26 protein-coding genes, 1 tRNA gene and 1 pseudogene are annotated in these 25,336 nt (G+C 57.3%); 18 read left to right on the top strand and 10 right to left on the bottom strand.

Annotation, left to right across the window (positions count from 1 at the left end):
* The first annotated feature begins 30 nt into the window (after window positions 1-30).
* The 12 genes from B9P63_RS03040 to B9P63_RS02985 all read left to right on the top strand — a co-directional run bounded on the left by B9P63_RS03040 (window position 31) and on the right by B9P63_RS02985 (window position 10,685).
* Complete coding sequence (locus tag B9P63_RS03040; RefSeq protein WP_085307097.1) at window positions 31-327, top strand: DUF1330 domain-containing protein; 297 nt, start codon at window positions 31-33, stop codon at window positions 325-327.
* Entirely contained in the window at window positions 324-800 is a 477-nt protein-coding gene (locus B9P63_RS03035; RefSeq protein ID WP_085307096.1) for a tellurite resistance TerB family protein, read from the top strand. The genes B9P63_RS03040 and B9P63_RS03035 overlap by 4 nt, the downstream gene beginning before the upstream one ends.
* 18 nt (window positions 801-818) lie before the next feature.
* Window positions 819-1,259, top strand: a complete 441-nt coding sequence (locus tag B9P63_RS03030; RefSeq protein WP_085307095.1) for a tellurite resistance TerB family protein — start codon at window positions 819-821, stop codon at window positions 1,257-1,259.
* A 114-nt stretch (window positions 1,260-1,373) separates the two neighbouring features.
* The gene (locus tag B9P63_RS03025) at window positions 1,374-2,144 is read left to right on the top strand and encodes an ABC transporter ATP-binding protein (protein ID WP_085307094.1); all 771 of its coding nucleotides are present in this window, start codon (window positions 1,374-1,376) and stop codon (window positions 2,142-2,144) included.
* 40 nt (window positions 2,145-2,184) lie between these two features.
* Window positions 2,185-2,898 (top strand): transporter substrate-binding domain-containing protein, encoded by a 714-nt coding sequence (locus B9P63_RS03020; RefSeq protein ID WP_085307093.1) that lies wholly within the window; start codon window positions 2,185-2,187, stop codon window positions 2,896-2,898.
* Window positions 2,899-2,985: 87 nt separating this feature from the next.
* The gene (locus B9P63_RS03015; protein ID WP_176219094.1) at window positions 2,986-3,867 is read left to right on the top strand and encodes an ABC transporter permease; all 882 of its coding nucleotides are present in this window, start codon (window positions 2,986-2,988) and stop codon (window positions 3,865-3,867) included.
* A complete protein-coding gene (locus B9P63_RS03010; RefSeq protein WP_085307091.1) occupies window positions 3,864-4,670 on the top strand; it encodes an ABC transporter permease in 807 nt (268 codons plus the stop codon). Before B9P63_RS03015 ends, B9P63_RS03010 begins: the two co-directional genes overlap by 4 nt.
* Window positions 4,671-4,682: 12 nt before the next feature.
* Window positions 4,683-6,017: a glutamine synthetase family protein gene (locus B9P63_RS03005; protein WP_085307090.1), complete on the top strand. Its 1,335-nt coding sequence runs from the start codon at window positions 4,683-4,685 to the stop codon at window positions 6,015-6,017.
* Window positions 6,018-6,057: 40 nt separating this feature from the next.
* Window positions 6,058-6,738 carry a type 1 glutamine amidotransferase gene (locus tag B9P63_RS03000; RefSeq protein WP_085307089.1) on the top strand — a complete coding sequence of 227 codons (681 nt, stop codon included), beginning with the start codon at window positions 6,058-6,060 and terminating at the stop codon, window positions 6,736-6,738.
* Window positions 6,735-8,093 carry a glutamine synthetase family protein gene (locus B9P63_RS02995; RefSeq protein ID WP_085307088.1) on the top strand — a complete coding sequence of 453 codons (1,359 nt, stop codon included), beginning with the start codon at window positions 6,735-6,737 and terminating at the stop codon, window positions 8,091-8,093. The genes B9P63_RS03000 and B9P63_RS02995 overlap by 4 nt, the downstream gene beginning before the upstream one ends.
* Window positions 8,090-9,394: an NAD(P)/FAD-dependent oxidoreductase gene (locus tag B9P63_RS02990; protein WP_085307087.1), complete on the top strand. Its 1,305-nt coding sequence runs from the start codon at window positions 8,090-8,092 to the stop codon at window positions 9,392-9,394. Before B9P63_RS02995 ends, B9P63_RS02990 begins: the two co-directional genes overlap by 4 nt.
* Window positions 9,395-9,494: 100 nt before the next feature.
* Window positions 9,495-10,685 carry a DegT/DnrJ/EryC1/StrS family aminotransferase gene (locus tag B9P63_RS02985; RefSeq protein WP_085307086.1) on the top strand — a complete coding sequence of 397 codons (1,191 nt, stop codon included), beginning with the start codon at window positions 9,495-9,497 and terminating at the stop codon, window positions 10,683-10,685.
* Between the two features lie 17 nt (window positions 10,686-10,702).
* On the opposite strand, the gene phaR is transcribed toward B9P63_RS02985, so the two are convergent.
* The 3 genes from phaR to phaC form a co-directional block, all read right to left on the bottom strand.
* Window positions 10,703-11,281: a polyhydroxyalkanoate synthesis repressor PhaR gene (gene phaR, locus B9P63_RS02980; RefSeq protein WP_085307085.1), complete on the bottom strand. Its 579-nt coding sequence runs from the start codon at window positions 11,279-11,281 to the stop codon at window positions 10,703-10,705.
* A gap of 160 nt (window positions 11,282-11,441) precedes the next feature.
* Window positions 11,442-11,885: a phasin, PhaP gene (locus tag B9P63_RS02975; protein WP_085307084.1), complete on the bottom strand. Its 444-nt coding sequence runs from the start codon at window positions 11,883-11,885 to the stop codon at window positions 11,442-11,444.
* Window positions 11,886-12,018: 133 nt separating this feature from the next.
* Window positions 12,019-13,812, bottom strand: a complete 1,794-nt coding sequence (gene phaC, locus B9P63_RS02970) for a class I poly(R)-hydroxyalkanoic acid synthase (RefSeq protein ID WP_085307083.1) — start codon at window positions 13,810-13,812, stop codon at window positions 12,019-12,021.
* 130 nt (window positions 13,813-13,942) lie between these two features.
* On the opposite strand from phaC, the gene phaZ reads away from it, so the two are divergent.
* The gene (phaZ, locus tag B9P63_RS02965) at window positions 13,943-15,244 is read left to right on the top strand and encodes a polyhydroxyalkanoate depolymerase (RefSeq protein ID WP_085307203.1); all 1,302 of its coding nucleotides are present in this window, start codon (window positions 13,943-13,945) and stop codon (window positions 15,242-15,244) included.
* Window positions 15,245-15,255: 11 nt separating this feature from the next.
* Here the strand turns inward: phaZ and B9P63_RS02960 are convergent, their stop codons facing one another.
* From B9P63_RS02960 to B9P63_RS02950, 3 genes are all read right to left on the bottom strand, one after another.
* Window positions 15,256-16,263, bottom strand: coding sequence for a Gfo/Idh/MocA family protein (locus tag B9P63_RS02960; protein WP_085307082.1), 1,008 nt, complete (start codon window positions 16,261-16,263; stop codon window positions 15,256-15,258).
* 60 nt (window positions 16,264-16,323) lie between these two features.
* Window positions 16,324-17,220 carry an RNA polymerase sigma factor RpoH gene (gene rpoH, locus B9P63_RS02955; RefSeq protein ID WP_085307081.1) on the bottom strand — a complete coding sequence of 299 codons (897 nt, stop codon included), beginning with the start codon at window positions 17,218-17,220 and terminating at the stop codon, window positions 16,324-16,326.
* 174 nt (window positions 17,221-17,394) lie between these two features.
* Complete coding sequence (locus tag B9P63_RS02950; protein ID WP_085307202.1) at window positions 17,395-18,420, bottom strand: RluA family pseudouridine synthase; 1,026 nt, start codon at window positions 18,418-18,420, stop codon at window positions 17,395-17,397.
* Between B9P63_RS02950 and B9P63_RS02945 the strand changes: the two genes are divergently transcribed.
* Both B9P63_RS02945 and B9P63_RS02940 read left to right on the top strand, forming a co-directional pair.
* Complete coding sequence (locus B9P63_RS02945; RefSeq protein WP_095532986.1) at window positions 18,419-18,724, top strand: DUF6476 family protein; 306 nt, start codon at window positions 18,419-18,421, stop codon at window positions 18,722-18,724. The genes B9P63_RS02950 and B9P63_RS02945 overlap by 2 nt on opposite strands.
* A gap of 149 nt (window positions 18,725-18,873) precedes the next feature.
* Window positions 18,874-19,137 carry a hypothetical protein gene (locus B9P63_RS02940; RefSeq protein WP_085307079.1) on the top strand — a complete coding sequence of 88 codons (264 nt, stop codon included), beginning with the start codon at window positions 18,874-18,876 and terminating at the stop codon, window positions 19,135-19,137.
* A gap of 29 nt (window positions 19,138-19,166) precedes the next feature.
* On the opposite strand, the gene B9P63_RS02935 is transcribed toward B9P63_RS02940, so the two are convergent.
* Window positions 19,167-19,243 (bottom strand) — tRNA-His (locus tag B9P63_RS02935).
* 54 nt (window positions 19,244-19,297) lie between these two features.
* On the bottom strand, window positions 19,298-19,435 hold the full coding sequence (locus tag B9P63_RS19120; protein WP_176219090.1) for a hypothetical protein: 138 nt from the start codon (window positions 19,433-19,435) through the stop codon (window positions 19,298-19,300).
* Between the two features lie 176 nt (window positions 19,436-19,611).
* Here B9P63_RS19120 and B9P63_RS02930 point away from each other — a divergent pair, with 176 nt between their 5' ends.
* Entirely contained in the window at window positions 19,612-19,803 is a 192-nt protein-coding gene (locus B9P63_RS02930; protein ID WP_085307078.1) for a DUF6324 family protein, read from the top strand.
* Window positions 19,804-19,827: 24 nt separating this feature from the next.
* On the opposite strand, the gene B9P63_RS02925 is transcribed toward B9P63_RS02930, so the two are convergent.
* On the bottom strand, window positions 19,828-20,013 hold the full coding sequence (locus tag B9P63_RS02925) for a hypothetical protein (protein ID WP_085307077.1): 186 nt from the start codon (window positions 20,011-20,013) through the stop codon (window positions 19,828-19,830).
* A 28-nt stretch (window positions 20,014-20,041) separates the two neighbouring features.
* Window positions 20,042-20,473, bottom strand: coding sequence for an MmcB family DNA repair protein (locus B9P63_RS02920; protein ID WP_342743548.1), 432 nt, complete (start codon window positions 20,471-20,473; stop codon window positions 20,042-20,044).
* Window positions 20,474-21,306: 833 nt separating this feature from the next.
* On the opposite strand from B9P63_RS02920, the gene B9P63_RS18975 reads away from it, so the two are divergent.
* Both B9P63_RS18975 and B9P63_RS02900 read left to right on the top strand, forming a co-directional pair.
* On the top strand, window positions 21,307-24,675 hold the full coding sequence (locus tag B9P63_RS18975) for a calcium-binding protein (protein ID WP_139816190.1): 3,369 nt from the start codon (window positions 21,307-21,309) through the stop codon (window positions 24,673-24,675).
* A 392-nt stretch (window positions 24,676-25,067) separates the two neighbouring features.
* A pseudogene (locus tag B9P63_RS02900) lies at window positions 25,068-25,241 on the top strand (transposase zinc-binding domain-containing protein); the annotation flags it as partial.
* Between the last annotated feature and the right edge of the window lie 95 nt (window positions 25,242-25,336).

Raw genomic sequence — 25,336 nt, 5'->3', positions numbered from 1 at the left:
CCTGCCGCTCAAATCATAGGGAGAGGCACAATGCCAAAGGGCTATTGGATCGGCCACGTCACGATCGATGACGCGGAAACTTACAAACTCTACCAAGCCGCCAATGCCGCGCCGTTCAAGGACTATGGTGCAAAATTTCTGGTGCGCGGCGGTCCCCAAGAGGTACGCGAGGGCGAAATGCGCCCACGCAGCGTGGTGCTGGAATTCCCCACCATCGAGGCGGCCTACGCCTGTTATGACAGCGACGCCTATCAATCTGCCAAGGCCATACGCGCAGCGGTCAGCGCGGGCGATTTGGCGATCGTGCTGGGGTATGATGCGCCATGAATGTCTTTGATCGCCTTTCCAAATTGTTCAAAGCGCCCCCCGCGCCGCGCGAAATCAAGCCTTTGCCCGAAGCAGACGTGCCCCACGCGCTTGGCGCACTTCTGGTGCGCGTCGCGCTTTCGGACAAGCAATATGCGGTGCAGGAAATCAGCCAGATCGACCGTGTGCTCGCCGCCTATCAGGGCATCGGCCCGATCGCGGCGGCCAAGCTGCGCGCAGAGTGCGAGCGCCTCGAGGCCTTCGCGCCCGACACGCCGGACTTTGCCTTTTTGCTGTGCAAAAGCGTCAGTTACGCCGAACGGCTCAGCATGATCGAAGCGCTCTGGCAGGTGGTCTTTGCCGACGGCGCGCTGAAGGACGTCGAGAGCGACGTGATGGAGCTCACCCAAAGCCAGCTTGGCATCGCGCCCGAGGATTGCGCCGCCGCCAAAGCCAAAGCGCAAACCGCTGCCCACCTTTCAACTTCCAAATGAACGGCCTATATCACCCACATGTTTGCTGACTTTCTCAAACGGCTGACCCAGCCCGAGCCCGATCCGCTGGACGATGGCGATGCCCGCCTCGCCCTCACTGCCCTTTTGATACGCATCGCCCGTGCGGACGGTGATTTCGCCCCCGAAGAGCGTCGCCAGATCGAGAGCGTGATTACCACACGCTACGTACTGGACGCCGAGGGCGCAGCAAAACTGATGGGCAATGCGGCCAAGCTGGAAATCGAGGCCCCTGACACCGTGCGTTTCACCCGCGCGATCAAGGATGCCGTGCCCTATGAGGATCGCCTTGGCGTGATTGAATCGCTATGGTCCGTGGTGCTGGCAGATGGCGTGCGCGAAAACGAGGAAGATGCGCTTTTGCGCCTCGTGGCCAATCTATTGGGCGTGAACGACAAGGACAGCGCCCTTGCGCGCCAACGTGTCGCAAGCGCACTTTGACGCCTTACGCACCGTAAACTTGCCTAAAACCGTAGTGAATTTGTGCTTTGGCGATTGCCAAAGCAGGTGTTTTCCTCACAAATAAGCGTCGGGGAACAATCCAGAGACAATCGCGTGAGCCAAGACGACACCGTTATAGAACTGCGCGGCCTGCACAAAGCCTATGGCGAGCTGGAGGTCATCAAAGGCGTGTCCATCGCGGCGCGGCGCGGTGACGTCGTTTCGCTAATCGGCTCTTCGGGCTCGGGTAAGTCCACGCTTTTGCGCTGCGCCAACCTTCTGGAGGACAGCCAGCAAGGTGATGTCCTGTTCAAGGGCGAACCTGTCCTTTGGGCGGGCAAGGGTCACAACCGCCATCCCGGCGATGGCGCACAAGTCATTCGCATCCGAACGAACCTGTCGATGGTGTTCCAGCAGTTCAATCTTTGGGCGCATATGACCATTTTGCAAAACGTCATGGAAGCGCCCGTAACCGTGCTGGGACGCGATAAAGCAGAGGTCGAAAAATCCGCGCGCGCTTACCTCGAAAAGGTCGGCATCGGCGATAAATGCGATGTCTATCCTGCGCAGCTTTCGGGCGGGCAACAGCAACGCGCCGCCATCGCGCGCGCGCTGTGCATGGAGCCCGAAGCGCTTTTGTTCGACGAGCCGACGTCAGCGCTTGATCCAGAGCTCGAGCAAGAGGTGATCAAGGTTATCAAAGACCTTGCGAGCGAGGGGCGCACGATGCTTATCGTGACCCATGACATGAAATTGGCCGCGGATGTTTCGGATCACGTCGTGTTCCTGCACCAAGGCCTCATCGAAGAAGAAGGCGCACCGAAGGACTTGTTCGGCGCGCCTAAATCTACCCGCTTGCAGCAGTTCCTATCCAGCACTGCGTAAGCGACTTCCACCACGAAACCACTCTAGGGAGACGACCCAAATGAAAAACCTTATTTTGACGACAGCCGCTTTGGCACTGAGCGCCGGCCTTGCCATGGCTGATACCGTGCGCATGGGCACGGAGGGTGCATACCCTCCCTACAACTTTCTCAATGACGCCGGCGAAGTTGACGGCTTCGAGCGCGAGCTTGGCGACGAGCTGTGCAAACGCGCCGAACTCACCTGCGAGTGGGTCACGAACGAGTGGGACAGCATTATTCCCAACCTCGTCTCCGGCAACTACGACACGATCATTGCGGGCATGTCCATCACCGCAGAGCGCGATGAAGTCATTGATTTCACACAGAACTACACACAGCCAGACCCATCCGCTTTTGTCGCCATGAGCATGGATGTCGATCTGGAAGGTGGCGTGATTGCGGCGCAGGCCGGCACAATTCAGGCCTCTCACATCGCTTCCACAGGCGCGACGCTAGTTGAATTCGCCACGCCAGAAGAGACAATCGCAGCCGTGCGCAACGGTGAAGCCGATGCGGTTTTGGCCGACAAGAGCTTCCTCACGCCCATCGCCAACGAAGATGCCAGCCTGATGATGCTCGACCAAGACGTCGCGCTCGGTGGTGGCATCGGCCTTGGTCTGCGTGAAAGCGACGGCGAGTTGAAAGCCAAGTTCGACGCGGCGATCACCTCCATGAAAGCAGACGGCTCCCTGAACGCGTTGATCGCGAAATGGGAAATCGGCGCAGGCTTCTAAAGCACACCGCACTATCGAAGAGGGCGCTCACCCGCCCTCTTCATCTTGCCTTTAAACTCAAATCCTAACGACCCTCGAGGCCCCGCCATTTTTAGTTTTTGCTCAGACCCCAGCGCTCTAGATGGCGCAAAGTGGTTGTCGTGTTATCTCACGACGGGCAAGCACATGGGCTTTTATGCGTCCTTCGGTACTGTTCTCCTTCTGCTTGCAATTACTGCCCCGACTGCGCTGGCTTTCGGCTTTTTCGGAGCCTCCGCCGCACGATCCCATTTCGCGCCGCTGCGCTGGCTCGGCAAAGGCTATGTCGCCATCGTGCGCGGCGTTCCGGATATTGCATTCTTTCTGTTTTTCATCATCGCACTGGATCAGGGCATCGAATACCTGCGCCACAAGGCACTGTGCCGTGATTGGGATCAACCCATCCGTCAGGGCAATGATTTTCTGGTCTGTGACGCCGCAAAGATGCCCCTCGGCTCTGCGCCGCAATGGGTGCATGAAAGCTATGGTTTCTCCCTTGCTGTCCTGACCTTCGCAATCGTGTTTGGTGCCTTCGCCGCAAATGTACTTTTCGGAGCCATGCGCGCCGTGCCGCGTGCCCAGATCGAAACCGCCGAAGCCTACGGCATGACCCGCCGCCAGAGTTTCTGGCGCATTCTCGTGCCGCAAATGTGGGTATACGCCCTGCCCGGCCTCAGCAATTTGTGGATGGTTCTTATCAAAGCCACGCCGCTTTTGTTCCTGCTCGGGGTCGAGGATATCGTCTATTGGGCGCGCGAACTTGGCGGCACCAAGACCTCGCGCTTTACTGATTACCCGCACGGCGATTGGCGCATGTATTACTTCTTGTTCCTGCTGATCTTCTATCTCGCCTTTACCAAAGTGTCCGAAGTTGTGCTTGAGCGGCTGATGCAGCGCCTCACCCATGGCCAAGCCACCACAGGCGGCGAAGCGCAAAGGAAACTGGTGTGAGCTGCGCGCAAACCATTAGTGATTATGGCCTGCGCGCTATTGGCATTGGCGAACGTTTGCTGCCGCGTCAGGATTTCACCCTGTGTGAGCAGTTTACACTGATCGGCTCGGGCATGATCTGGAACGTCTACTTCGGTGTTCTCGCGCTGTCCTTCGGCTTTTTCTTCGCCACCGCGCTTGCGGTTGCCAAGGCCGCAAAAAGCCCGTGGCTGCGCAAACCCGCAGAATGGTTCATCTTCCTGTTTCGCGGCTCGCCGCTATTCATCCAGTTCTTCTTTGCCTATTTTCTGTTCCTCTCGCTCAAGGGCGTCAGCCCGATCTTCGATCCGTTCACCGCCGCATGGCTCGGCGCGTTGATCGTGTTGTTCTGCAACACCGCCGCCTACTCGGGCGAGATTTTCTACGGCGCGCTCCGCTCCATTCCCAAGGGCGATGTTGAGGCGGCGGACGCCTATGGCCTCACGGGCTGGAGCCGTTTCAAGCGGGTGATCTGGCCCACGATGCTGCGCCTGGCCTGGCCCGCCTACACGAATGAGGCGATCTTTCTGTTCCACGCGACGACGCTGGTATTCTTCTCGGGCTTTCCCGCATGGCAGCAACGCGGCGATGCGCTCTATTACGCCAACTATTTCGCTGATAAGACCTTCAATCCCTTCGTGCCCTACCCCATATTAGCTGGGTATTTCATCATTTTGACACTGATCGTCATTTCCCTTTTCGGGCTGGTCAATCGCCACCTGAACAAGCATCTTCCCCAAGAACAGCGCCGCAAAATTCGTGTGCGTCCCAATATCATCCGATAGGATATTTCAGCCATGAACACTTGGCTCGCCGACAATCCCGAGATCCGCTCCATTCGCGTCGCTGCGTGCGATCTGAACGGGCAAGCGCGCGGCAAGCGCATCCCAACGCGTTTTGCAGGCAAAATTTATGACGAGGGCAGCCGCTTTCCCTTTTCTGTGTTGAACCTCGATATCTGGGGCGAGGACATTGAAAACAGCCCGCTGGTATTTGACAGCGGCGATGCGGACGGGATGCTTTTGCCGACCGAGCGCGGCTATCTACCGATGCCTTGGCTTGGCACGCCCACCGCGCTGCTGCCCGTTTGGATGTTCCACGAGGACGGTCGCCCCTTCGACGGCGATCCGCGCCAAGCGCTTGCGCGCATCAAGGAGCGCTATAGCGACATGGGCCTCACGGCGGTCGTCGCGACGGAGATGGAATTCTACCTCATCGACGACACCGGCCGCATGCCGCGCACCGTGCCCTCGCCCCATAATGGCAAGCGGCGCACAGGCTCGGAAACGCTTGGGCTGCGCGCGCTGGATGCGTTCGATGAGTTTTTCACCGATCTCTATGACGCATGCGAAGCGATGGACATTCCTGCCGACGCGGCCATTTCAGAGGCCGGTCTGGGCCAGTTCGAAATTAATCTGATGCACGTCGATGATATGCTGAAGGCGGCTGATGATGCGTGGCTGTTCAAGCTGCTGGTGCGCGGCCTTGCGCGCCGTCACGGCTTCGCCGCGAGTTTCATGGCCAAGCCCTATCCCGAGTTTTCGGGCAACGGCATGCACATGCACTTTTCCGTTCTGGACAAAGACGGCAACAACATCTTTGATGATGGTGGCTCCAAAGGCTCTGATCTTTTGCAAAATGCGATCGCAGGCTGCCTCAATGCGATGCCCGCCTCCATGCTGATCCTAGCGCCGCACGCCAACAGCTATGATCGCCTTGTTCCCGGTGCACACGCACCCACGAAACTTTGCTGGGGCTATGAAAACCGCACTGTCGCGATCCGTGTTCCCGGCGGCAATCACAAGGCCCGCCGCATCGAGCACCGCGTGGCCGGCGGAGATGTGAACCCATATCTGCTGCTCACGGCGGTTCTTGGCGCAGCGCTCGACGGGATCAAGCACCAGATGACGCCGCCTGCGCCTGTAGCAGGCAACGCCTATGCGCTGGATACACCCGAACTGCCTGCCACTTGGCAAGAGGCGCTTGATATTTTCGAGAGCGATGCAGCAACCGCACGCATCTTCCCCAAGGCACTTATTCAGAACATGACAATGACCAAGCGACAGGAACTCGCAGAGGTCGCGACCCTGTCCGAAGAAGAGCGCATCGCGCTTTATCTTGAGTTCCTTTAGGCGCTGCACTAGCGTCAACCCAACATCCAACAGGTGATGAATGAAAATCGGTATTCTGCAAGCCGGCCACGCCGCCCCTGCCGTAAAAGATGCGTCAGGTGACTATGAATTCATGTACTCTAAAATGCTCGATGCCGATGATTTCACCTATCAAACGTGGAGCGTCGTGGACATGGAGTTCCCCGAGGGTCCAAGCGACGCCGATGGCTGGCTCATCTCCGGCTCCAAACACGGGGCCTATGAAGATCACGCCTTCATCCCCCCGCTTGAAAAGCTGATCCGTGCAATCACCGCCGCTGGTCGCCCTTTGGTTGGTGTGTGCTTTGGCCATCAGATCATCGCGCAAGCGCTTGGCGGAACGGTCGAAAAATTTGGTGCGGGCTGGGCGGTTGGACGCAATGAATACGATATTGCAGGCGAAAAATTTCATTTGAACGCATGGCATCAGGACCAAGTCACCGCCTTGCCCGAAGGCGCCGAACGCGTTGGCAGCAATCAGTTTTGCCAGAACGCGATGATTTCCTATGCTGGAAAGGCCCTCACCATTCAGCCCCATCCCGAGTTTGATGCGGGCGCAGTGACCGGCCTACTGGACACACGCGCAGGGACTGTACCGGCCGATCTGCAAGCAATGGCACGCGCGAACCTGCCGCTGCCGGACGACAACAAAGCGATGGGCAAACGCCTGGCGCATTTTCTTAGAACAAAGAGCTTCACATGAGCGACTGGACAGACAACCTCCCCGAATCTGCGGCGGCCTACCTTGAGGGACGCAAGCTGGACGAGGTCGAGTGTATCATCTCCGATCTACCGGGCATCGCGCGCGGCAAGGCGGTTCCGGCGAGCAAATTCGCCAAACAAAGTCAGTTCTTCCTGCCAGATTCCATATTTTACCAGACCATCACTGGCGATTGGGGCGAAGCGGCAGGGGATGAGGGTTTCATCGAGAAGGATATGATCCTCAAACCTGACATGAGCACTGCCACGGCTGCGCCATGGACCGGGGATTGGACGCTGCAGGTCATACACGACGCCTATGATCGCAAGGGAAAAGCGGTGCCCTTTAGCCCGCGCAACGTGCTCAAGCATGTGGTGCAGCAGTATCATGATCGCGGCCTCAAACCTGTGATCGCTCCAGAGATGGAGTTCTTTCTGGTCGCGCGCAACATTGATCCTGCCAAGGCGATCGAGCCGATGATGGGCCGCTCGGGGCGCCCTGCCGCGGCGCGCCAAGCCTATTCGATGACTGCCGTGGACGAATTCGGGCCTGTGATTGACGACATTTATGATTTCGCCGAAGCGCAGGGTTTCGAGATCGACGGTATCACGCAAGAAGGTGGCGCAGGGCAGTTGGAAATCAACCTGCAACACGGCGATCCTGTCAGACTTGCGGATGAAGTGTTTTACTTCAAACGCCTGATCCGCGAAGCCGCGCTGCGCCATGATTGCTTTGCCACTTTCATGGCCAAGCCGATCGAGGACGAACCGGGCAGCGCCATGCACATCCACCACTCGATCCTTGATATCGAAACAGGCAAAAACATCTTTTCCGGCCCGCAGGGCGGCGAAACAGATGCGTTTTTCCATTTTATTGCGGGCCTGCAAACCCACCTGCCCTCGGCCATCGCCGTGCTTGCACCCTACGTGAACAGCTATCGGCGCTACGTCAAAGATCACGCCGCGCCGATCAATTTGGAATGGGGCCGCGACAACCGCACGACAGGTATCAGGATACCGCTTTCGGACCCCGAAGCCCGCCGCGTCGAGAACCGCCTCGCGGGGATGGATTGCAATCCCTACCTCGGAATTGCCGCCTCGCTCGCATGCGGTCTGCTCGGATTGATCGAGGAAGAACGCCCCGACAAGCAATTCAAAGGCGACGCTTATGATGGTGAAGAGGATATTCCGCGCACCCTTGGCGAGGCGCTCAATATCTTTGAGGAAGCCACTGCGCTACATGGCATTCTCGGCCCGGATTTCGCCCGCGTCTACGCCATTGTGAAACGCGCAGAGTATGAGGAGTTCTTGCAAGTTATCTCCCCATGGGAGCGCGAGCATCTTCTGCTGAATGTATGAACCTTCTGTTCTCAAACGATAAACGCGGTGAATATCCACAAAGTTGGTATGCGGCCACGACCCCCCCGCTAAAGCCGTTCGCCCCCCTTCGCCGCGAGACTCGCGCAGATGTCTGCATCATCGGCGGCGGCTACACGGGGCTTTCGGCTGCGCTACATCTGGCCGAACTTGGGCTTGACGTCGCATTGCTCGAAGCCCACCGCGTCGGCTTTGGCGCATCGGGTCGCAACGGCGGACAACTCGGTTCGGGTCAGCGCATGGATCAGCATGGGCTGGAAAAAATGCTCGGTCGGGACCACGCGCATCAGCTTTGGGATATGGCCGAGGACGCCAAGGCGCTGGTCAAAGACCTGATCGTTAAACATGACATCCAGTGCCACTTGAAACCAGGCGTTGCGGAAATGGGTTTTGGCAAGCGCGACGTGGCCGAGTTGCAGGATTATGCGCACAAGCTGCAAGACGAATATAACTACGGCGAGATCAAAGCACTTGATCATGACGCAGCGCAGGCGCTCTGCCCCTCCCCCGCCTATAAGGGCGGGATGATGGATTGGGGCGCGGCGCATTTGCACCCTCTCAGCTTTGCGCTTGGGCTGGCCAAAGCCGCCCACGGCGCGGGTGCGCGCATCTACGAGATGAGCCATGTGCACCACATCAAAGAGGGCGCAGAGGCAATCGTGCAGACCGACAAGGGCCGCATCAAGGCCGCACATGTGATCCTTGCGGGCAACGGATACCTTGGCAATCTGAACCGCAAAACCGCCGCGCGCGTCATGCCGATCAACAATTTCATCGCGGCGACGCAGCCGCTTGGAGACGACGCGGCAAAGGTGCTGGCACAGGATATCGCCGTCGCAGATACGAAATTCGTGGTAAATTATTTCCGACTTAGCCATGACAACCGCCTGCTCTTTGGTGGCGGCGAAAGCTATGGCTATCGCTTCCCTGGCGATATCGCCGCCAAAGTGCGCAAGCCCATGAGCGAGATTTTCCCGCATTTGCGCGATGTGCGTATCGATTACGCTTGGGGCGGCACCCTTGGCATCACCATGAAACGCATGCCCTATCTTGCCCGCGTCGCGCCCAATATTCTGAGTGCTTCGGGCTATTCCGGCCACGGCATCGGCAATGCGGTGCAGGCAGGCAAGCTGATGGCCGATGCGGTGCACGGCGCGGCACATGGCTTTGATACAATGGCCGCCGTGCCCGCCCCAAGTTTTCCCGGCGCAGGCGCTTTTCGCACACCGCTTCTGACGCTCGCGATGAGCTGGTACGCCCTGCGCGACCGCCTCGGCGTTTAGTCGCACGTTCACCGCACTGCGGCAAAACGCGGTTTCGATCCACCGTGATTTTAGGATACACGATCTGCAAATCCCCCCCGAACGCGCGAGGACCTCAACGATGAACACGCCCAATGTCTATGATGCAGAGCCGATCCCGCAAAGCGCGCGCGCCGAAATTGAACGCTTGCTCCAATCGGGCGATCTGTTCCGCTATACAGCCGCAAGCGATGCGCCTGTGGCTCTGCTCGAACGCGAATTCGCCGACGCCCTAGGTGCCAAATACGCGCTTGCGGTGTCGAGTTGCTCTGCCGCGCTATTCCTGTCTCTCAAGGCGCTTGGCCTGCCGCGTGATGCGCGCGTGTTGATCCCTGCCTTCACCTTTGCTGCCGTGCCCTCGTCGATCGTGCATGCGGACTGCGTGCCTGTGCTCTGTGAAGTTGGCGACAATTACCGCATTGATCTGCACGATTTCGAGGCCAAGCTGGACGACACGATCAGCGCTGTGATCATCAGTCATATGCGCGGTCACACCTCTGATATGGATGCGATTTTAGCGCTATGCGACGCCCGCGACATTCCGGTGATCGAGGATGCAGCGCATTCGCTCGGCACCACGTGGCATGGCAAGAACATCGGCACGCTGGGGCGCGTCGGTTGCTTTTCGTTTCAATCCTACAAGCTGCTCAATGGCGGCGAAGGCGGTATCCTTGTTACGGACGACGCCGATCTGGTCGCACGCGCAATCATCATGTCCGGCGCTTACGAGCATAACTGGAGCAAACATCCCGTGCTGCACGCCGCTTTTGCGCGTTGGCAGAACAAATTGCCGCTCTACAACTTGCGCATGAACAACCTCTCTGCCGCCGTGGTGCGCCCACAACTGGGTGAAATCACCCGCCGCGTCGCGGATGGGCGGCGCAATCATGACTATGTCGCCGCGCGCTTGAACGCAGAGCCCTGTTTCGATGTGCCGCGTAAACTCGACCCCGAAGAGCGCGCTCCGGATTCGCTGCAATTCAATCTTGTTGGAATGAGCACTGATCAGGCAGAGGCCTTCTCAGCCCTGAGCGCGGCGCAAGGCGTGAAAGTGCAGATTTTCGGTCTGTCGCAGGATAATGCCCGCGCGTTCTGGAATTGGAAATTTCTAGGTGATTTGCCCGAATTGCCGCAAACGCGCGCGATGCTGATGAAGGCCTGCGACATCCGCCTGCCTGCACGCCTCGGTTTTGCAGATCTCGATCAAATCACCGACGTCTTGACTGGCTCGGCGCGCGAAGTACTGGCAAGCACGCCGCGCGCTGCCGAATAGCGCCGCGCGCGCGTTACTTACTTACCGAGTTTCGAGAGCTTTTCCTGAAGATCGGCCAATTGCGCCTTGATCGCGTCCAGATCTTCCTTTGGCTCGCTCGCCGCTTTTGCTACGGGCGCAGCGGCTTCGTCCTTGGGCGCAGGGCCGCTGGCACCGCTCCATTGACCGCCAGTCATCGCCTTGAAAAACGCTTCTTGCTGGGCACGAAACGCATCCATTCCCGGCACTTGGCCCATCGGACTGGCCTTGGTCACCGTATCTAGCACTTTGGACTGGCTGTCGCGCAGCATATCAAAGGACATGGCAAGGAATTGGGGCACAACACTGCTGGCTTGGCTGGTGTAGCTGCGCACGAGATCAGTCAGAACCGCGACGGGCAAAACGCTCTCGCCCTTGCTTTCGCGCTCGGCCACGATCTGCAACAAATACTGTCGCGTCAGATCATCGCCGGATTTCAGATCAATAATCTGAACGTCGCGCCCTTCACTGATAAATCCCGAGATATCCTCCAGAGTCACATAGTCACTGGTTTCGGTATTGTAGAGCCGCCGGCTCGCGTAGCGTTTAATCAACAACGGGGTTGTGGCGTCGGTCACTCTAGGCTCCCTCCCAAATTGCAGCAGTGCAGAAAAACCCTATGCGAGCGCAGAAGAAATGGGAACCACAAAAGAAAGGGGCCGATCTTGCGATCAGCCCCGGCATTTAGCACCAGTTCGGGAGGAGACGGTGCAAATGTTCCTGTTGCGAAAAAATCGCTTACTTTGCAGCAGCTTTTTTCACGGAAGCAGTTGCTTCTGTTGTCGCTTTTTTAACAACGGCTTGTGCTTCCTCGGAAGCATCTTTGCCAGCAGCCATCATCAACTCAGCTGTGTCCATCTGAACTTTTTTCGCGATTTCAGCGAAAGAAGCAACATGCTCGGCAGCCGCTTCAGCGGAAGCTGTCGCCATGTCGGTCATCGCTTTTGCGTAATCAGCAGGCTCTGCTTTTACTTTTGCGAAATCCGCGAATTTCGCCAGCGTGTCCTTTGTCCAAGCTGCGGACAGCTCGGCGGACTTTTCAGCAGCGGAAACGGAAACTGCGGACAGTTTCTCGTTCAGGGTCGCTGTTGTTTTGAACGCGTTGTCCATCGCGGATGTGTCTACTGGAAATGCGCCCATCATGTCTTTCATGATTGCAGTGAAATCTTGTGTCTTAGCCATGCTAAAAAAATCCTTTTTAGATGACGCTACGGGCCCACCCCGTTTCTGCGTCTGCTAACTATATACGTGCTGCATCGCGGCATATCAAGTAATAATTTGCCGCACTGCAGCATAAATGATTTTTACTTTTAATTCAGACCTTTGAATTGATCATCACGTAGGTGCCCGGGGCATCACACAACTCTGGATGGGTAGAATCGCCCGGCAAACGTGCTGGAACCTGCTTGCCAGAACGCTTTTTCAGCCATGATTCCCAGCGTGGCCACCAAGATCCTTGGGTAAATTCGGCCTGCTCCAGCCACGCATCCGCGTCGAGCTTCAGATCATCGTTGGTATAATGGCCATATTTGTTCTTGCTCGGCGGATTGACGATACCGGCGATATGGCCCGATTGCGTGACTATGAAAGTCTTTGACGTGCTGCCCATTTGCTGCACGCCGCGATAGCAGGTCTTCCACGCGGCAATGTGATCCGTCTCGCACGCGATCGAGCAAAGCGGGACGTCAACATCCTTAAGATTGAGCGTTTCGCCCATCAACGTGAACCCGCCGTCGGCAAATTCGTTCGACTGGCACAGACCGCGCAGATATTGCACGGCCATCTTCCCCGGAAGGTTCGCGCCATCCCCGTTCCAATAGAGCAAATCAAAGGCTGGAGGAGCCTCCCCCATCATGTAGCTTTTGATCGCAGGCGTGTAGACCAGATCGTTGGAGCGCAGAAAACTGAACGTGCGCGCCATGATGAACGAACGCAGCATGCCCTTTTCGTTCACTTCCGCCTCGATCCCGTCGATGAAATCGTTCTGCAGGAACGGCGTAAACTCGCCCTGATTTGAAAAATCGGTCAGCGCGGTAAAGAAGGTTGCCGATTTGATACTCTTGTCGCCGCGCTTTTTCAGCAATGACAGGGTCAGGCTCAAAGTGGTGCCCGCAATGCAATAGCCGATGCAATTGACCTGCTTCACGCCGGTGATCTCTTTTACTTCGCGAATCGCAGCCAGATAGCCCTCTTCGATATAACCCTCGAGACCCACATCAGCATAGCTTTCGTCGGGATTGATCCAGGAGACCACGAACAAGGTGTAGCCCTGCTCTGTGATCCATTTGATCATGCTATTCTGTTTTTTCAGATCGAGGATGTAGAACTTGTTGATCCAGGGCGGAAACATGATGAGAGGAGTCTCATGCACCGTTTCCGTTGTGGGGCTGTATTGAATAAGCTCCATCATCTTGTTTCGATAGATCACCTTGCCCGGCGTGGTCGCAATGTTTTCACCGAGCTGGAACGCCTTTTCATCGGCCAGTTTCACGATCAACTCGCCATTGTTCGCCTCCAGATCAGCAACAAGGTTTTCTAGCCCGTCCAACAGACTTTGACCTTCCGTTTGCACGGCTTTTTCCAGCGCATCGGGGTTGGTGCCCAGAAAATTCGTAGGTGCCATCATATCGATGATCTGCTGGGAGAAATATTTCAGGCGCTGCTTTTCCGTGCTATCCAGATCCTCCACATCGTCCACCGCCTGCGCGATGGCTTCGGCATTGATCAGATATTGCTGCTTAACGAAGTTGAAATAGGGGTGTGTGTTCCAAAGCGGGTTGGAGAAACGCTTATCTGTGGTGAACGCGTCGCTTGGCGCTTCCAATTTGCCCTTGGACAAGACCTGCTGCGCCTCGACGTAGTGTTTCACCGACTTGCCCCAATAGGCCGCTTGGTGCTCGAACATTTTGGCGGGATTTTGCATCATTTCATGCCAATAGGAGTTTAGCGCATTGCTGAATAACTCCCGATCCGGCCCGCTGAGCGCCGGATTCGTCGAACTTTTCCCCGAAACAGCTTTGATAAGACGCTCTGACAACGCCTCGATCTTCTCCAAATTCGCAGTCATCTGCGGAGAATTTTCACTTGCGACATCGTCATTTGTTGTCATCTTAACATTTTCCACTTATGTTCGCTGCAGCGCAGCATATTATTGAACCACCATACAGTCGCCTTTACCTAGGGGCAAAGCGACGAATTGAACCGCCCCCCAAGAACGGCCGATGAGGCAAGGACAAATTATGAAATATATGGCAACCTACGATTTGATGGAGACGATGCGCAACACGAACCAGTGGCTCGGTGCGACGGCGAAATCCATGGCGAGTTACCCGATGTTTTCCCTCGTGCCCAACCCCGCGCTGCAATGGCTGGGCGCTTGGGGCGAAGTCACCGAACGCACGTTCGAGCGTATCGTCGCCAAGCCCGATTGGGGCCTGCACAGCTTCACCTGCGCGGATGGGCGTGACCACCTGATCAACGTCGAAACCGTGCTCAAACGCCCCTTCGGCGATCTGATCCATTTCAACGTGGCGGGCCGTGAACCGCTCAAGCGCAAGATCCTTCTGGTCGCGCCAATGTCGGGCCATTACGCAACGCTTTTGCGCTCCACCGTGCGCTCGCTGATGCGCGACGCCGAGGTCTATATCACGGACTGGCACAACGCCCGCGATATTCCCGTCTCCGAGGGCAAATTCGACATCGAGGACTATACCCTCTATCTTGTTGATTTCATGCGTGAACTTGGCTCTGATCTGCATGTCATCGCAGTCTGCCAACCAGCGCCTTTGACCCTTGCAGCAACCGCCTATCTAGCCGAGCAGGACCCCGATGCGCAGCCCCGCTCCCTGACCCTGATCGGCGGTCCGATCGACCCCAATGCAAACGCCACTGACGTCACAGATTTCGGGCACCGCGTCACCATGGGCCAGCTACAGGAAACCGCCATCCAGCGCGTCGGCTTCAAGCACAAGGGCGTCGGCCGCAAGGTTTATCCGGGCCTGTTGCAGCTGACCTCATTCATGTCGATGAACAGCGATCGCCACTCCAAAGCGTTCAGCGATCAGATCATGCGCGTCGCCCAAGGCGAAGCCGGTGATCATGATGCACACAATCGTTTCTACGACGAATATCTCGCCGTCATGGACATGCCAGCGGAGTTCTATCTTTCCACGGTCGAGCGTATTTTCAAGAACGGTGAAATCGCCCGTAACGAGTTCGTTGTGGACGGTCACAAGATCGATATCGGTGCAATCACAACTGTTGCGGTCAAGACGGTCGAGGGCGCGAAAGACGACATTTCCGCCCCCGGTCAGTGCATTGCCGCGCTCGACCTTTGCACGGGTTTGCCTGATTCGAAAAAGGCCAGCCACGTTGAACCCGATGCCGGTCACTACGGTATTTTTGCCGGCCGCAGCTGGCGCGACAACATCCGCCCCTTGGTTCTCGAGTTCATCGACGCCAATTGCGACGCGCCAAACGCCAAGCAAGCAGTCAGACCTGTTGCGAAAAAGCCTGCAAACAAGAACACCGCAGCAAAGTAGCAACGCCAAGCCTACAGGATGATTTCAGGGCAGGCTCTCTCGCGAGGGCCTGCCCCTTTTCTTTGACCGAGAACCGCGTCGATCATGACTTGCGTGCCGCGCGAAAATTCCAGCGGACAGGCATAGCTTTCGCCCTGCATCGCGCGCTGGAACGCCTCGATCTGCAACACATACTGGTTGTCCTGCGGCCAGCGGAAACACTCAAAACGGCCATCCGCGTGATGCAATTCCAGGCGCGCTTCGCCAAACACGCCGGGATTGAACGGCGCGCTCAGCCGCGCAAGCGCCCTTGAGCCATGAAATTCCATGCCTTGCCACCGCATCATCCGCATCGACGTGCTCGCGGTAAAGGTAAACCCGTCGAACGCCGCGCAGATGCGCGCACTCAGATCGACGCCGCCTTGTCGTTCGATGTGTTTGGACAGGAATTCAACAGGTTCCTGCCCCGTGACGTAACGCACCGCGCCGTATGGGTAGACCCCGATATCGGGCACGCTGCCCCCGCCGCGGGCGGCGTGGTGGCGGATATTTTCAGGGTCGCCACTGTTGTCATAGGTAAACACACCGTCCACCCTGCGCATGTCGCCAAGCACACCGCTTTGAAATATCTCGCGCATTTTGCGCCACTGCGGGTGATGCACAATCATATAGGCCTCTGCTGCGAAACGCCCGCTCGCATCGCGCGCGGCGATCAAGCAATCCAATTCCGCCGTGCTCAGGCTCGCGGGTTTTTCCACAAGAACCGCCTTGCCTGCCTCCAGCGCCTTGATCGCCCAAGGGGTGTGCATGTCGTTCGGCAGCGGAATGTAGACCGCGTCGATTTGCGGATCATCAAGCAAAGCATCATAATCGCCGTGCACGCGCAGATCAGCATTAAACGCCCGAAAATCTTCGGCTTTTTGCGCACTGCGCGTCGCTATCGCCGCCAGTTGTGCATTCTCGGCCAGCGCGATCGCAGGTGCCATATGCTCGCGCGCAAATTTGGCCGCGCCCAGAATCCCCCAACGTGTCATCGACATGAAAAACCTCCCCTCAAATCAATGATGGGAGGCTATCACGCAGGGCTTCACCCTCAAGCCCTATGCCTCGACAAGCATACCTTTTTCGCTCGCAAGCGCGCGCATGCGCTCTTGCAGTTTTTCAAAGGCGCGCACCTCGATCTGGCGAATGCGCTCGCGGCTGACAGAATATTGCCCACTCAAATCCTCAAGCGTCACAGGTTTATCCGACAGGCGGCGCTGCACCAGAATATCCTTCTCGCGCTCATTGAGCACATCCATCGCAGCGGCCAGCATTTCGCGGCGCGCTTCCAATTCATCGCGCGCTTCGTAATCGCCCGCCTGATCGGCGTCCTCATCCTCGAGCCAATCCTGCCATTGCATCGTGCCCTCGCCCTCGGATCCGACTGTGGCATTGAGCGACGCATCGCCCCCCGACATACGCCGGTTCATGGAGATGACTTCGGTCTCCGTCACGCCAAGATCATGGGCAATGCGAGCAACGTTTTCGGGGCGCATGTCGCCCTCTTCCAGCGCGCCGATACGCGATTTCGCTTTGCGCAGGTTGAAAAACAGCTTTTTCTGCGCCGAAGTCGTGCCCAGTTTCACCAACGACCAGCTGCGCAGGATATATTCCTGAATAGCCGCGCGAATCCACCACATCGCGTAGGTCGAAAGGCGAAAACCTTTTTCAGGATCAAAGCGCTTTACCGCCTGCATCAAGCCGACATTCGCCTCTGAAACGACCTCGGCCTGCGGCAGGCCATAGCCGCGATAGCCCATCGCAATCTTCGCCGCGAGGCGCAGGTGCGACGTCACCATCTTATGTGCTGCCGCCGTGTCCTGCTTTTCGACCCAGCTTTTCGCCAGCATGTATTCTTCTTCCGGCTCGAGCAGCGGAAATTTGCGGATTTCCTGCATATAGCGGTTTAAACCGCCTTCAGGCGTCGGTGCGGGTAGATTTGCGTAATTGGCCATGTCCCTGCCCTCTTATGTTTACTTTGTTAACATTCAGTTAAGCAGCCATGTATGAGGTTTCAAGACCTGCCCTCGCGGGCCCAATTCGACTGCGCTTGAAATAAATGTGGGGTTCTGGCGCGCAATTGACCAGTTTTATGACTGCGCAATCACGCGCATGTGCTGTGCAGGCCCTTAACTGCGCAGGTTTTGTAACAATTGCTCCATATCTTCGGGCAATTGCGCTTCAAATCGCAACATTTCGCCGGAAACCGGGTGCTCAAACCCCAGCAAAGCTGCATGCAACGCCTGACGCCTAAAACTCTTCGCAGCCTCTAAGCCCAAGTCGCTAAGCGCTTTGGCCGGTAATTTACGCCGCCCACCGTAGGTTGGATCGCCCAGCAAACCATGCCCCACATGCGCCATATGCACGCGAATTTGATGGGTACGGCCGGTTTCAAGGCGACATTCCACCAAAGCAAGGCAGGCAGGATCACCAAAGCGTTCAAGCAGACGCGCGCGCGTCACCGCGTGGCGGCCGTTCTCGAACAGCACCGCCTGACGCTGGCGGTCATGTTTGTGACGCGCCAGTTGCGTGGTGATTTTAAGCACCGAACCCGTCTCGAAACTGACCCCGCGAATACCGCGCAGACGTGGATCAGAAGCTTCGGGCACCCCCTGCGTCACCGCCAAATAGGCGCGTTCTGCAGTGTGGGCAGCAAATTGCGCAGCAAGGCCATGGTGCGCCTTGTCAGACTTGGCCACGACCAGCAAGCCGCTGGTTTCCTTATCAATTCTATGCACGATGCCGGGGCGTTTCGATCCACCTACGCCCGACAACTTGCCGGCAAAATGATGCAGTAGCGCGTTCACCAGCGTGCCCGAAGGCGTGCCGGGCGCGGGGTGCACGACCATGCCCGTAGGCTTGTTCACCACGATCAGATCATCGTCCTCGAAGATCACATCAAGCGGAATATCCTCCGGCTCAATGTGGCTCTCGCGCGCCTCTTCAACTGTGATCTCGACCACGGCCCCCTCTGCCACTTTGGCCTTTGGGTCATGCTGCACCGCGCCGTCGATCGTGACCGATCCCGCTTCGAGCAATTTGGCGATACGCGTGCGAGAGAGCGACGCACTCTCTGGCACATCACGCGAAAGCGCCTTATCAAGGCGCTGCGGCGGATTTTCCTGCACCGCAAAGGATATAATGGACTCGCCCATGCTGCCCCCTGAACAAGAGATTGAAGAACCCGCCCAATTGCGATTCCTGCGCCGTCTCGTGACTGTGCTGACGGCGGTGATGATTGGCGGCGTTCTACTGATAATCACGCTGCTTGTCATCCGCTTGAATGACAAACCTGCGCTTCTACCCGAATTGGTGGTCCTCCCTGAGGGGATCGAAGCAAAAGCGGTGACAATGGGCGAAAGCTGGTATGCGATCGTCACACAAAGCGATGAAATTCTGATCTACGATCGATTGACGGGAAAATTGCGCCAGCGCGTTGAAATTCTTGGCGACAATTAAACCCGCCTTAACCACTTCATGACTTGTTCATTGATTTGACCACAAAGATACCTCACCCATTAACACATCCTTAAAGGCTTGCGGCAGAAGTCGCACCCGCCCTCTCACAGCTTTCCATCGCCTGTAGATGCGGCCATCGGAGTGTCCCTGTGAGACCTGAGTTCATTATTGCCACGATCTTATCCGCGCTTGCCTTGACGGGCTGCGCGAATGACAAGACCATGCACTTCGTTGCTGGCGTCGCCGCTTCGAAATATGTGGCCAAGCAAACCGGCAGCCCCTTGCAAGGCTGTACGGCGGCCCTTGCCGGCGGCCTTGCCAAGGAAGTCTACGACAGCCAGTTCGGCGGCGTTGTGGATCGCTATGATGCCATAGCGACAGGAGCAGGCTGTTTGTACACGATCAGATTTTGACGCGCTAAATACCGAAGAGGGATTTTTGATGGTACCGCCTCCCCGGCTTGAACGGGGGACCCCTGGTTCCACAAACCAGTGCTCTAACCAACTGAGCTAAGGCGGCACACGTGGGCTGATTAGCTTTTGAGCAAAATGATTGCAAGACCTTTTCCCGGCCTCAAAGCGTGATTTCCCATTGTTGCTCGAGCAGTTCGACACCGAATGATGTGACCACTTTGCAAGCTGTCCAATTCCAGCCGATCCGCGCGTAAAGCACGCAGGCGGCTTTGTAGCGCCCATGGGCCCAAAGGTTCATCCGTGCTTGGCAACAACAGGAACAGACGCAACTTCGCGATCGCCTCGTCACCTGCGGTCTTCTGCACGGTAGGGCTTGATTGCAAAGTCTTTCATAAGAGCAGTAACACGGGCGAAGGCTTGCACAGCAAGGGAATTTTCAGTAGCCCGAACAGGCAGATTTGAAAGGACGCAAGAATGGGCATTAATACAGAACGTGATGTCGAAGCCAACATGCAGATCGGTCCGACCGACGCGGGCATGGTGCGTATTTTCATCGAAGGCGACGGCATCGAAATCCCGATGGACTTCGATCCTGAGGAAGCCGAAGAAATCGCGGAAGAAATTCGCGCTGCCGCATCGCGCGCGCGCAACATGGGGCGCAAGTAGGGGCCCAGTGAAGCGCAGCCTGCTCTATTTGTGTCGCTCGCCCGGGCCAATCAGTTCAAACTCGGAAATTTCGATTTCGTAGTATCCGCTGCGATCGCCTTTTTCAGTGCGCGCGATCAACTTGCCGTCCGGATCGTGAAAGACCGCATGCACCGTCTGGATCGCGCGATAACACCAATCACCGTTCGGGTAATAAAATTTAACCATCATTGTCTGCGTTCCTTGTTCAGGTAGCCCTTTACCCCCAAACCCGTCCCATAGGGTCGCGCAAGGCTTGCAAGCGGCGTGCGGCGTTCATTGCGAATTTCTGGATGATAACCTTGCGCCGCGCCGCTGCGAGTTTCACCTCCGGCGCCATGCGGACCACTTCGGCGTCATAGGCGTCGCCTACAATCAGCCCCGTACCCTCCGGCAAAAGATCGGTCGGAAAATCTGCATCCACAGCCCAGAAATACCGATCACACCATTCCAGATAGCCCTCCCATTTCTTGTCAGACTGAAAATCGGCCTTGCCCGATTTACATTCAATCACCCACAGCTCTCCCTTGGGACCAAGCGCAAGCACATCAACCCTAAGCCCGCGCGCAGGCACGAACTCCTCAATGCACACAAAGCCCTGACTGGCCATGTAGCGGCACACGCCGCGCGCCAGTAATTGACCCGGCATCATTTCAACATTGGCGCGCACTGCGAAATCATCCATAGCCGCAAAATATGAACAAAGTGAGAACAAAAGCAAGGGCAGAAAACACGCGTCATTCACGCGTGCCCCTTGCGCCGAAGCGGATAGCACCCTAGGTTAATCAATGGCGGTTTCTGCCCTTCTCGTTTGTCGGTTGAATTCCAGTGGCCTTAAGCAATCCCTAGGGAGCTGGCTCTGTTTGGACCCTGGTCCACTTACCTGGCGCCCACCTGTACATACAGGTCCTCGGGAATTAGATAACCAGAACGGCTGCGTGCGGTTCCGCCACTTTTCCACCCCACGCCGACCCCCCATAGCGATGTCAGGTTTTGAGTAACCTTCAGCCATGGGAAAATCTGACTTTTCCGTGCGGGAAAATGCCGGAAAACATATTGGAAACAAGGCGTTCAACCGGTCTGAGCTGATCAATTTAGTCAAGCATTTTGCGGCTGCTGTTCGGCCCGCCTTGCAAATCTCTTTAGTTTTCCGAAAAATAACGGTATTATACCATATTTTGAAACAGTGAGTTTATGAGTTTTATGTGTCAAAATTATGTCAACTAATCGTATCGTAAAGTTTGACGTGCGGGGGCGGGGGGCAATCTTTCCCGGCACGGTCTGACGTCATGGTGGCCTGCGTGCTGCTTTGCTGCATGTGCTGCAAAATACCTTGCCAAACGCGTGTGGTGCGGGCGGCAAACAAGCGGCGTCACCCCATTTCATTGCCATCTGTTGCGCGAATTGTCCTCGCTCCGGATAAAATTTATTGAACGTAGCCCGCTTCAAAGCGCCGCTACAAAACCGAACCGGGAGTTCTAACAAGTGCCAAATTTCATCCTTCAAGGCCCTGATGCCTTTCTGTTCGACGTCGATCCTATCGATGGTTCGGTTTCTCCCAAAACTTGGTTCATTCCAGATTTCAATGATGCCTGGGACGTGAATGAGGACAACACCTACGAGCTGACTTTGATCGACACAGAGGCGGTTGATCCTGCCGATGGCGGCACCGATCTGGAATTCCGCGTAACCCCAAACGATGCGGTCTTTGTCGAAGCCGGCGCAGCCCCGATTTTGACTGAGTTCAGCATCTCTGGCTCCGATACCGTGATGTTTGACATCAACGCCTATACCGGCGAAGTGACGTTGAAAGACTGGTTCACTCCAGACGCAGGCGACAATTGGGACGTGGACGAAAACGGCGTTTACGAATTCACCGTCACCGCAATCGCCCCCGATGGCAGCGTCACGAACACCCCAAGCAGCTTGACCGTCAATCCGGACGGTACGCAAGTCTGGGACACGCCGGACGTCGTCGTTCTGCCTGACCCCCCTGCCCCCGACCCTGATCCCGTGCCCTTTGGCAGCGTGTTCAGTGTAACGGGTCCCGATGCGGTGATTTTTGCGGTGGACGAAACCAGCGGAGCAATCAGTTTGAACGACTGGTTCACCCCTGATCTTGGTGACAACTGGGACGACGATGACAATGGAATATACGAATTTTCACTGATCGCGACAGCGCCCGATGGCAGCATCACCACTGTGCCCGGCACACTAAGCACGAATACCGATGGCTCGTTTGATCTGAATATCGCAAGCGTCACGGTTCTTCCGGGCGACGGCGGGCCAGTTGATCCCGTAGACCCAGTTGATCCGGTGGACCCGATCGATCCGGTGGACCCCGTTGATCCGGTGGACCCGATCGATCCGGTGGACCCCGTTGATCCAGTCACCCCACCCCTTATGGGCACACAGCTTTTGAACAACGGGATGCTCGATGGCGGCGTCGCAGCCGAAGCCAATAGCTACAATGGCACGGTCGAGGGCTGGAACACCGCAGGCGGCAGCGCGGATGTCTGGGGCGACGGCTTTTTCGGGGTCAACACCCCCGATGCCGGTAATTTCGTTCAGATTGATCGCGGCGCGGACGGCCCGCAGGACACGCTCTATCAGGACGTTCTCACGCTCGAAGATGATGCCATGGAGCTAAGCTTTTCGGGCGCGCAGCGTTTTGGCGAATCCGAGAGCATCGAAGTCTACTATCGCGGCGAATTGATCGACACGGTCACTCCAGCAAGCAGCGAGGAATGGTCGAGCTACACCTATACCGTCACCGGCAGCGGTGGGCTGGACCGTCTGGAATTTCGTGAAATTTCAAGCGAAAGCGACGGCTCCGGCCCCTTCGTGGACAACGTAAGCCTGATCAGCGCCTCGCCCGATGCGGCCTCTCTCGAGCTGCGCCCAGATCTGACCACGGACATTCTGGACTCCCCCGATCTTCCTACGCGCCCCACACCCATCCCCGAGCCCGAGGGCGTTCCCGGCATTCTGATCGCGGGAACCGAGGTTGACGAGACGATCACAGGTACAAGCGATGACGACACGCTTGGCGGTGCGGGCGGCGATGATCTTGTGATCGGCGATGCCGGCAACGATATCATGGTGGCAAGCGCGGGCTCCGACACGCTCGATGGCGGCGCGGGTACGGACACGTTCGATGTGGACAATTCGGCAGTGAACGCCGCCGCCTTCAACGTCGATCTGGGTGCAGGCACGGCGGGCGCAACCACACTGATCGATATCGAGAACGTGCTTGGCGGCGCGGGCGATGATACGATCACCGGCACGGCCGGTGACAACCTGCTCAGCGGCGGCGCAGGCAATGACCTGCTGCTCGGCCTTGCAGGCGAGGACGTGCTGCTCGGAGGCACCGGCAACGATACCCATATCGGTGCCGAGGGTGATGATATTCTGATCGCAAGCGCGGGCGTCAACGTCTTCGACGGCGGCGCGGGTGATGATGCGGTCATCATCAACAGCTCCACCGTGCAGGACCTTGCCTTCAACATCGACCTTGCCGCTGGCTCGGATCAATACGGCAACACCTACGCGGGCATCGAGAATATTGATGGCGGCGCGGGCGATGATGCGCTGAGCGGCGACGACGGCGCGAATGTTCTGCTCGGGCGCGGCGGCGATGACACGCTCAGCGGCGGCCTTGGGGGCGATGTGCTGAACGGCGGCGCAGGCGATGATGTGCACAATGGCGGCGCGGGTGATGATCTCTTCATCGCGGGTGCAGGCAATGACACATTCAACGGCGGCGATGGCGTGGACACCTACGATATCGATGCCTCGGACGACTATCAGACGTCCTATAACGTCGATCTGAGCACGGGCACCGACAATCAGGGCAACACCTACAGCGGTATCGAACACGTCAACGGTGGCTGGGGCGATGACACGCTCACGGGCACTTCGGGGTCCAATATTCTGGACGGCGGCGTTGGCAATGATGTCGTAAACGGCGGCGCGGGCGACGATTCACTTGCGGGCGGGCTTGGCAACGACATGCTGAGCGGCGGCGCCGGCGATGATGTGCTCTTTGGCAGCTTCGGCGTCGACACCTATGATGGCGGGGAGGGCGTGGACACGGTGGATATCGGCGGCTCTGCTGCCGGCGATGCGGATTACAACATCGACCTGGCCGTCGGGCAGGATCAATATGGCAACAGCTACACCAATATCGAGAACGTCAACACGGGCGCAGGGGACGACAACATCTTCGGCAACAGTGCCAACAACCAGCTGCAAGGCAATGATGGCAACGACACGCTCAACGGCGCGGGCGGCGATGATTTCCACAATGGCGGCAACGGTGATGACGTCTTTATCGCCAACGCCGGCATGAATAGCTATTTCGGCGGCAACGGCATCGACACCTATCAGATCGCCGGCACCACCGAAGACGCCACATCCTTTGCGATCAACCTTGCAGAGGGCACCGATGATCAGGGCAACACCAGCTTCGGGGTGGAGAACATCAATGCAGGCTCGGGCAATGATATGCTCACCGGTAGCCTGGATGACAACGCGCTGAATGGCGGCGCGGGGGATGACACGCTGATCGGCGGCGGCGGCGACGACACGCTGACCGGCGGCGAGGGCAATGATACTTTCGCCCTCGGCGGCGCACAGGCAGGCACGATCGATGTCACCGATTTCACCAAGGGCGCGGATCTGATCGATCTAAGCGCAATCACCGAAGTCGAGGAGTTCAGCGATCTGGTGGATTTCCTGCTTGCGGGCGACGGCACATCGACGCTGAGCTTTGACATAGACGGCGAGGACGATCAGCTCCGCATGATCATCCAAAGCGAAGAAGCGCTGGACGAGGCCGACTTCACATTCTAGGCGGCCCTCCTCTGCCCGAATCTATTGGGGTTCGGGCAGGATTCGCACGCGCGCAGAAACACTCCAACGATGTCTAACGTTTTGAATGGCGGTTTTGGCAGCTGAAAAAAGCGCGTTTTTCAATCGCGCTGCAAACGAAGGTTTTGATTTACTGCGTCATGATCCTAATCAGCCGTTCGCGTATTGTGCAGTTAAAGGGTCACACGAGCCCAGAACCTGAATTTGGTTTTCTCGCGGCATGCACTCGCAGCGTGGAAAATGCTGCATCAGCGTGAAATTCTGTGCTGCCATGTCGCCACCAAATCCATTCGGGATACGCCCAGCCCGTTTGAAGCGCTTAAAAAGCTGAACATCGAGAACCTACATCAGCGACCGGGATAAGCCCCGGCCAGTTGGCTAGAGCAAAGCTGGAGATTGCCGATCTACTCCACAAGCACGGCCCTGCGTGGCGGCAGGCCAATAAGGGATATGTCAGCCTGTCCCAGCTCAAAGTGGTGTCGGCAATTGAAGCCTGCCGAACAGAGGCGCTCGGCGGGCATGTGGCCGCGTGCAGCAAGCGCGACCATTAGCGCACCGCGTACAACAGCTGCAAGAACCGGTATTACCGCAGATCCCAAACGTCTTGGCGCGCGCGTCGGTATGTGCGGGTTTCACTAATTCC

Origin of the sequence: Planktotalea arctica (assembly GCF_002105285.1) — a bacterium.
GTDB lineage: Bacteria > Pseudomonadota > Alphaproteobacteria > Rhodobacterales > Rhodobacteraceae > Planktotalea > Planktotalea arctica.
This window is presented reverse-complemented; position numbering and strand designations above follow the sequence as displayed.

Coding starts and splice junctions, on each gene's coding strand:
- B9P63_RS03040 (WP_085307097.1), top strand. CDS start 31: ATGCCAAAGGGCTATTGGATCGGCCACGTCACGATCGATGACGCGGAA.
- B9P63_RS03035 (WP_085307096.1), top strand. CDS start 324: ATGAATGTCTTTGATCGCCTTTCCAAATTGTTCAAAGCGCCCCCCGCG.
- B9P63_RS03030 (WP_085307095.1), top strand. CDS start 819: ATGTTTGCTGACTTTCTCAAACGGCTGACCCAGCCCGAGCCCGATCCG.
- B9P63_RS03020 (WP_085307093.1), top strand. CDS start 2,185: ATGAAAAACCTTATTTTGACGACAGCCGCTTTGGCACTGAGCGCCGGC.
- B9P63_RS03005 (WP_085307090.1), top strand. CDS start 4,683: ATGAACACTTGGCTCGCCGACAATCCCGAGATCCGCTCCATTCGCGTC.
- B9P63_RS03000 (WP_085307089.1), top strand. CDS start 6,058: ATGAAAATCGGTATTCTGCAAGCCGGCCACGCCGCCCCTGCCGTAAAA.
- B9P63_RS02995 (WP_085307088.1), top strand. CDS start 6,735: ATGAGCGACTGGACAGACAACCTCCCCGAATCTGCGGCGGCCTACCTT.
- B9P63_RS02990 (WP_085307087.1), top strand. CDS start 8,090: ATGAACCTTCTGTTCTCAAACGATAAACGCGGTGAATATCCACAAAGT.
- B9P63_RS02985 (WP_085307086.1), top strand. CDS start 9,495: ATGAACACGCCCAATGTCTATGATGCAGAGCCGATCCCGCAAAGCGCG.
- B9P63_RS02975 (WP_085307084.1), bottom strand. CDS start 11,885: ATGGCTAAGACACAAGATTTCACTGCAATCATGAAAGACATGATGGGC.
- phaC (WP_085307083.1), bottom strand. CDS start 13,812: ATGACAACAAATGACGATGTCGCAAGTGAAAATTCTCCGCAGATGACT.
- phaZ (WP_085307203.1), top strand. CDS start 13,943: ATGAAATATATGGCAACCTACGATTTGATGGAGACGATGCGCAACACG.
- B9P63_RS02960 (WP_085307082.1), bottom strand. CDS start 16,263: ATGTCGATGACACGTTGGGGGATTCTGGGCGCGGCCAAATTTGCGCGC.
- rpoH (WP_085307081.1), bottom strand. CDS start 17,220: ATGGCCAATTACGCAAATCTACCCGCACCGACGCCTGAAGGCGGTTTA.
- B9P63_RS02945 (WP_095532986.1), top strand. CDS start 18,419: ATGCTGCCCCCTGAACAAGAGATTGAAGAACCCGCCCAATTGCGATTC.
- B9P63_RS02950 (WP_085307202.1), bottom strand. CDS start 18,420: ATGGGCGAGTCCATTATATCCTTTGCGGTGCAGGAAAATCCGCCGCAG.
- B9P63_RS19120 (WP_176219090.1), bottom strand. CDS start 19,435: ATGAACCTTTGGGCCCATGGGCGCTACAAAGCCGCCTGCGTGCTTTAC.
- B9P63_RS02930 (WP_085307078.1), top strand. CDS start 19,612: ATGGGCATTAATACAGAACGTGATGTCGAAGCCAACATGCAGATCGGT.
- B9P63_RS02925 (WP_085307077.1), bottom strand. CDS start 20,013: ATGATGGTTAAATTTTATTACCCGAACGGTGATTGGTGTTATCGCGCG.
- B9P63_RS02920 (WP_342743548.1), bottom strand. CDS start 20,473: ATGATGCCGGGTCAATTACTGGCGCGCGGCGTGTGCCGCTACATGGCC.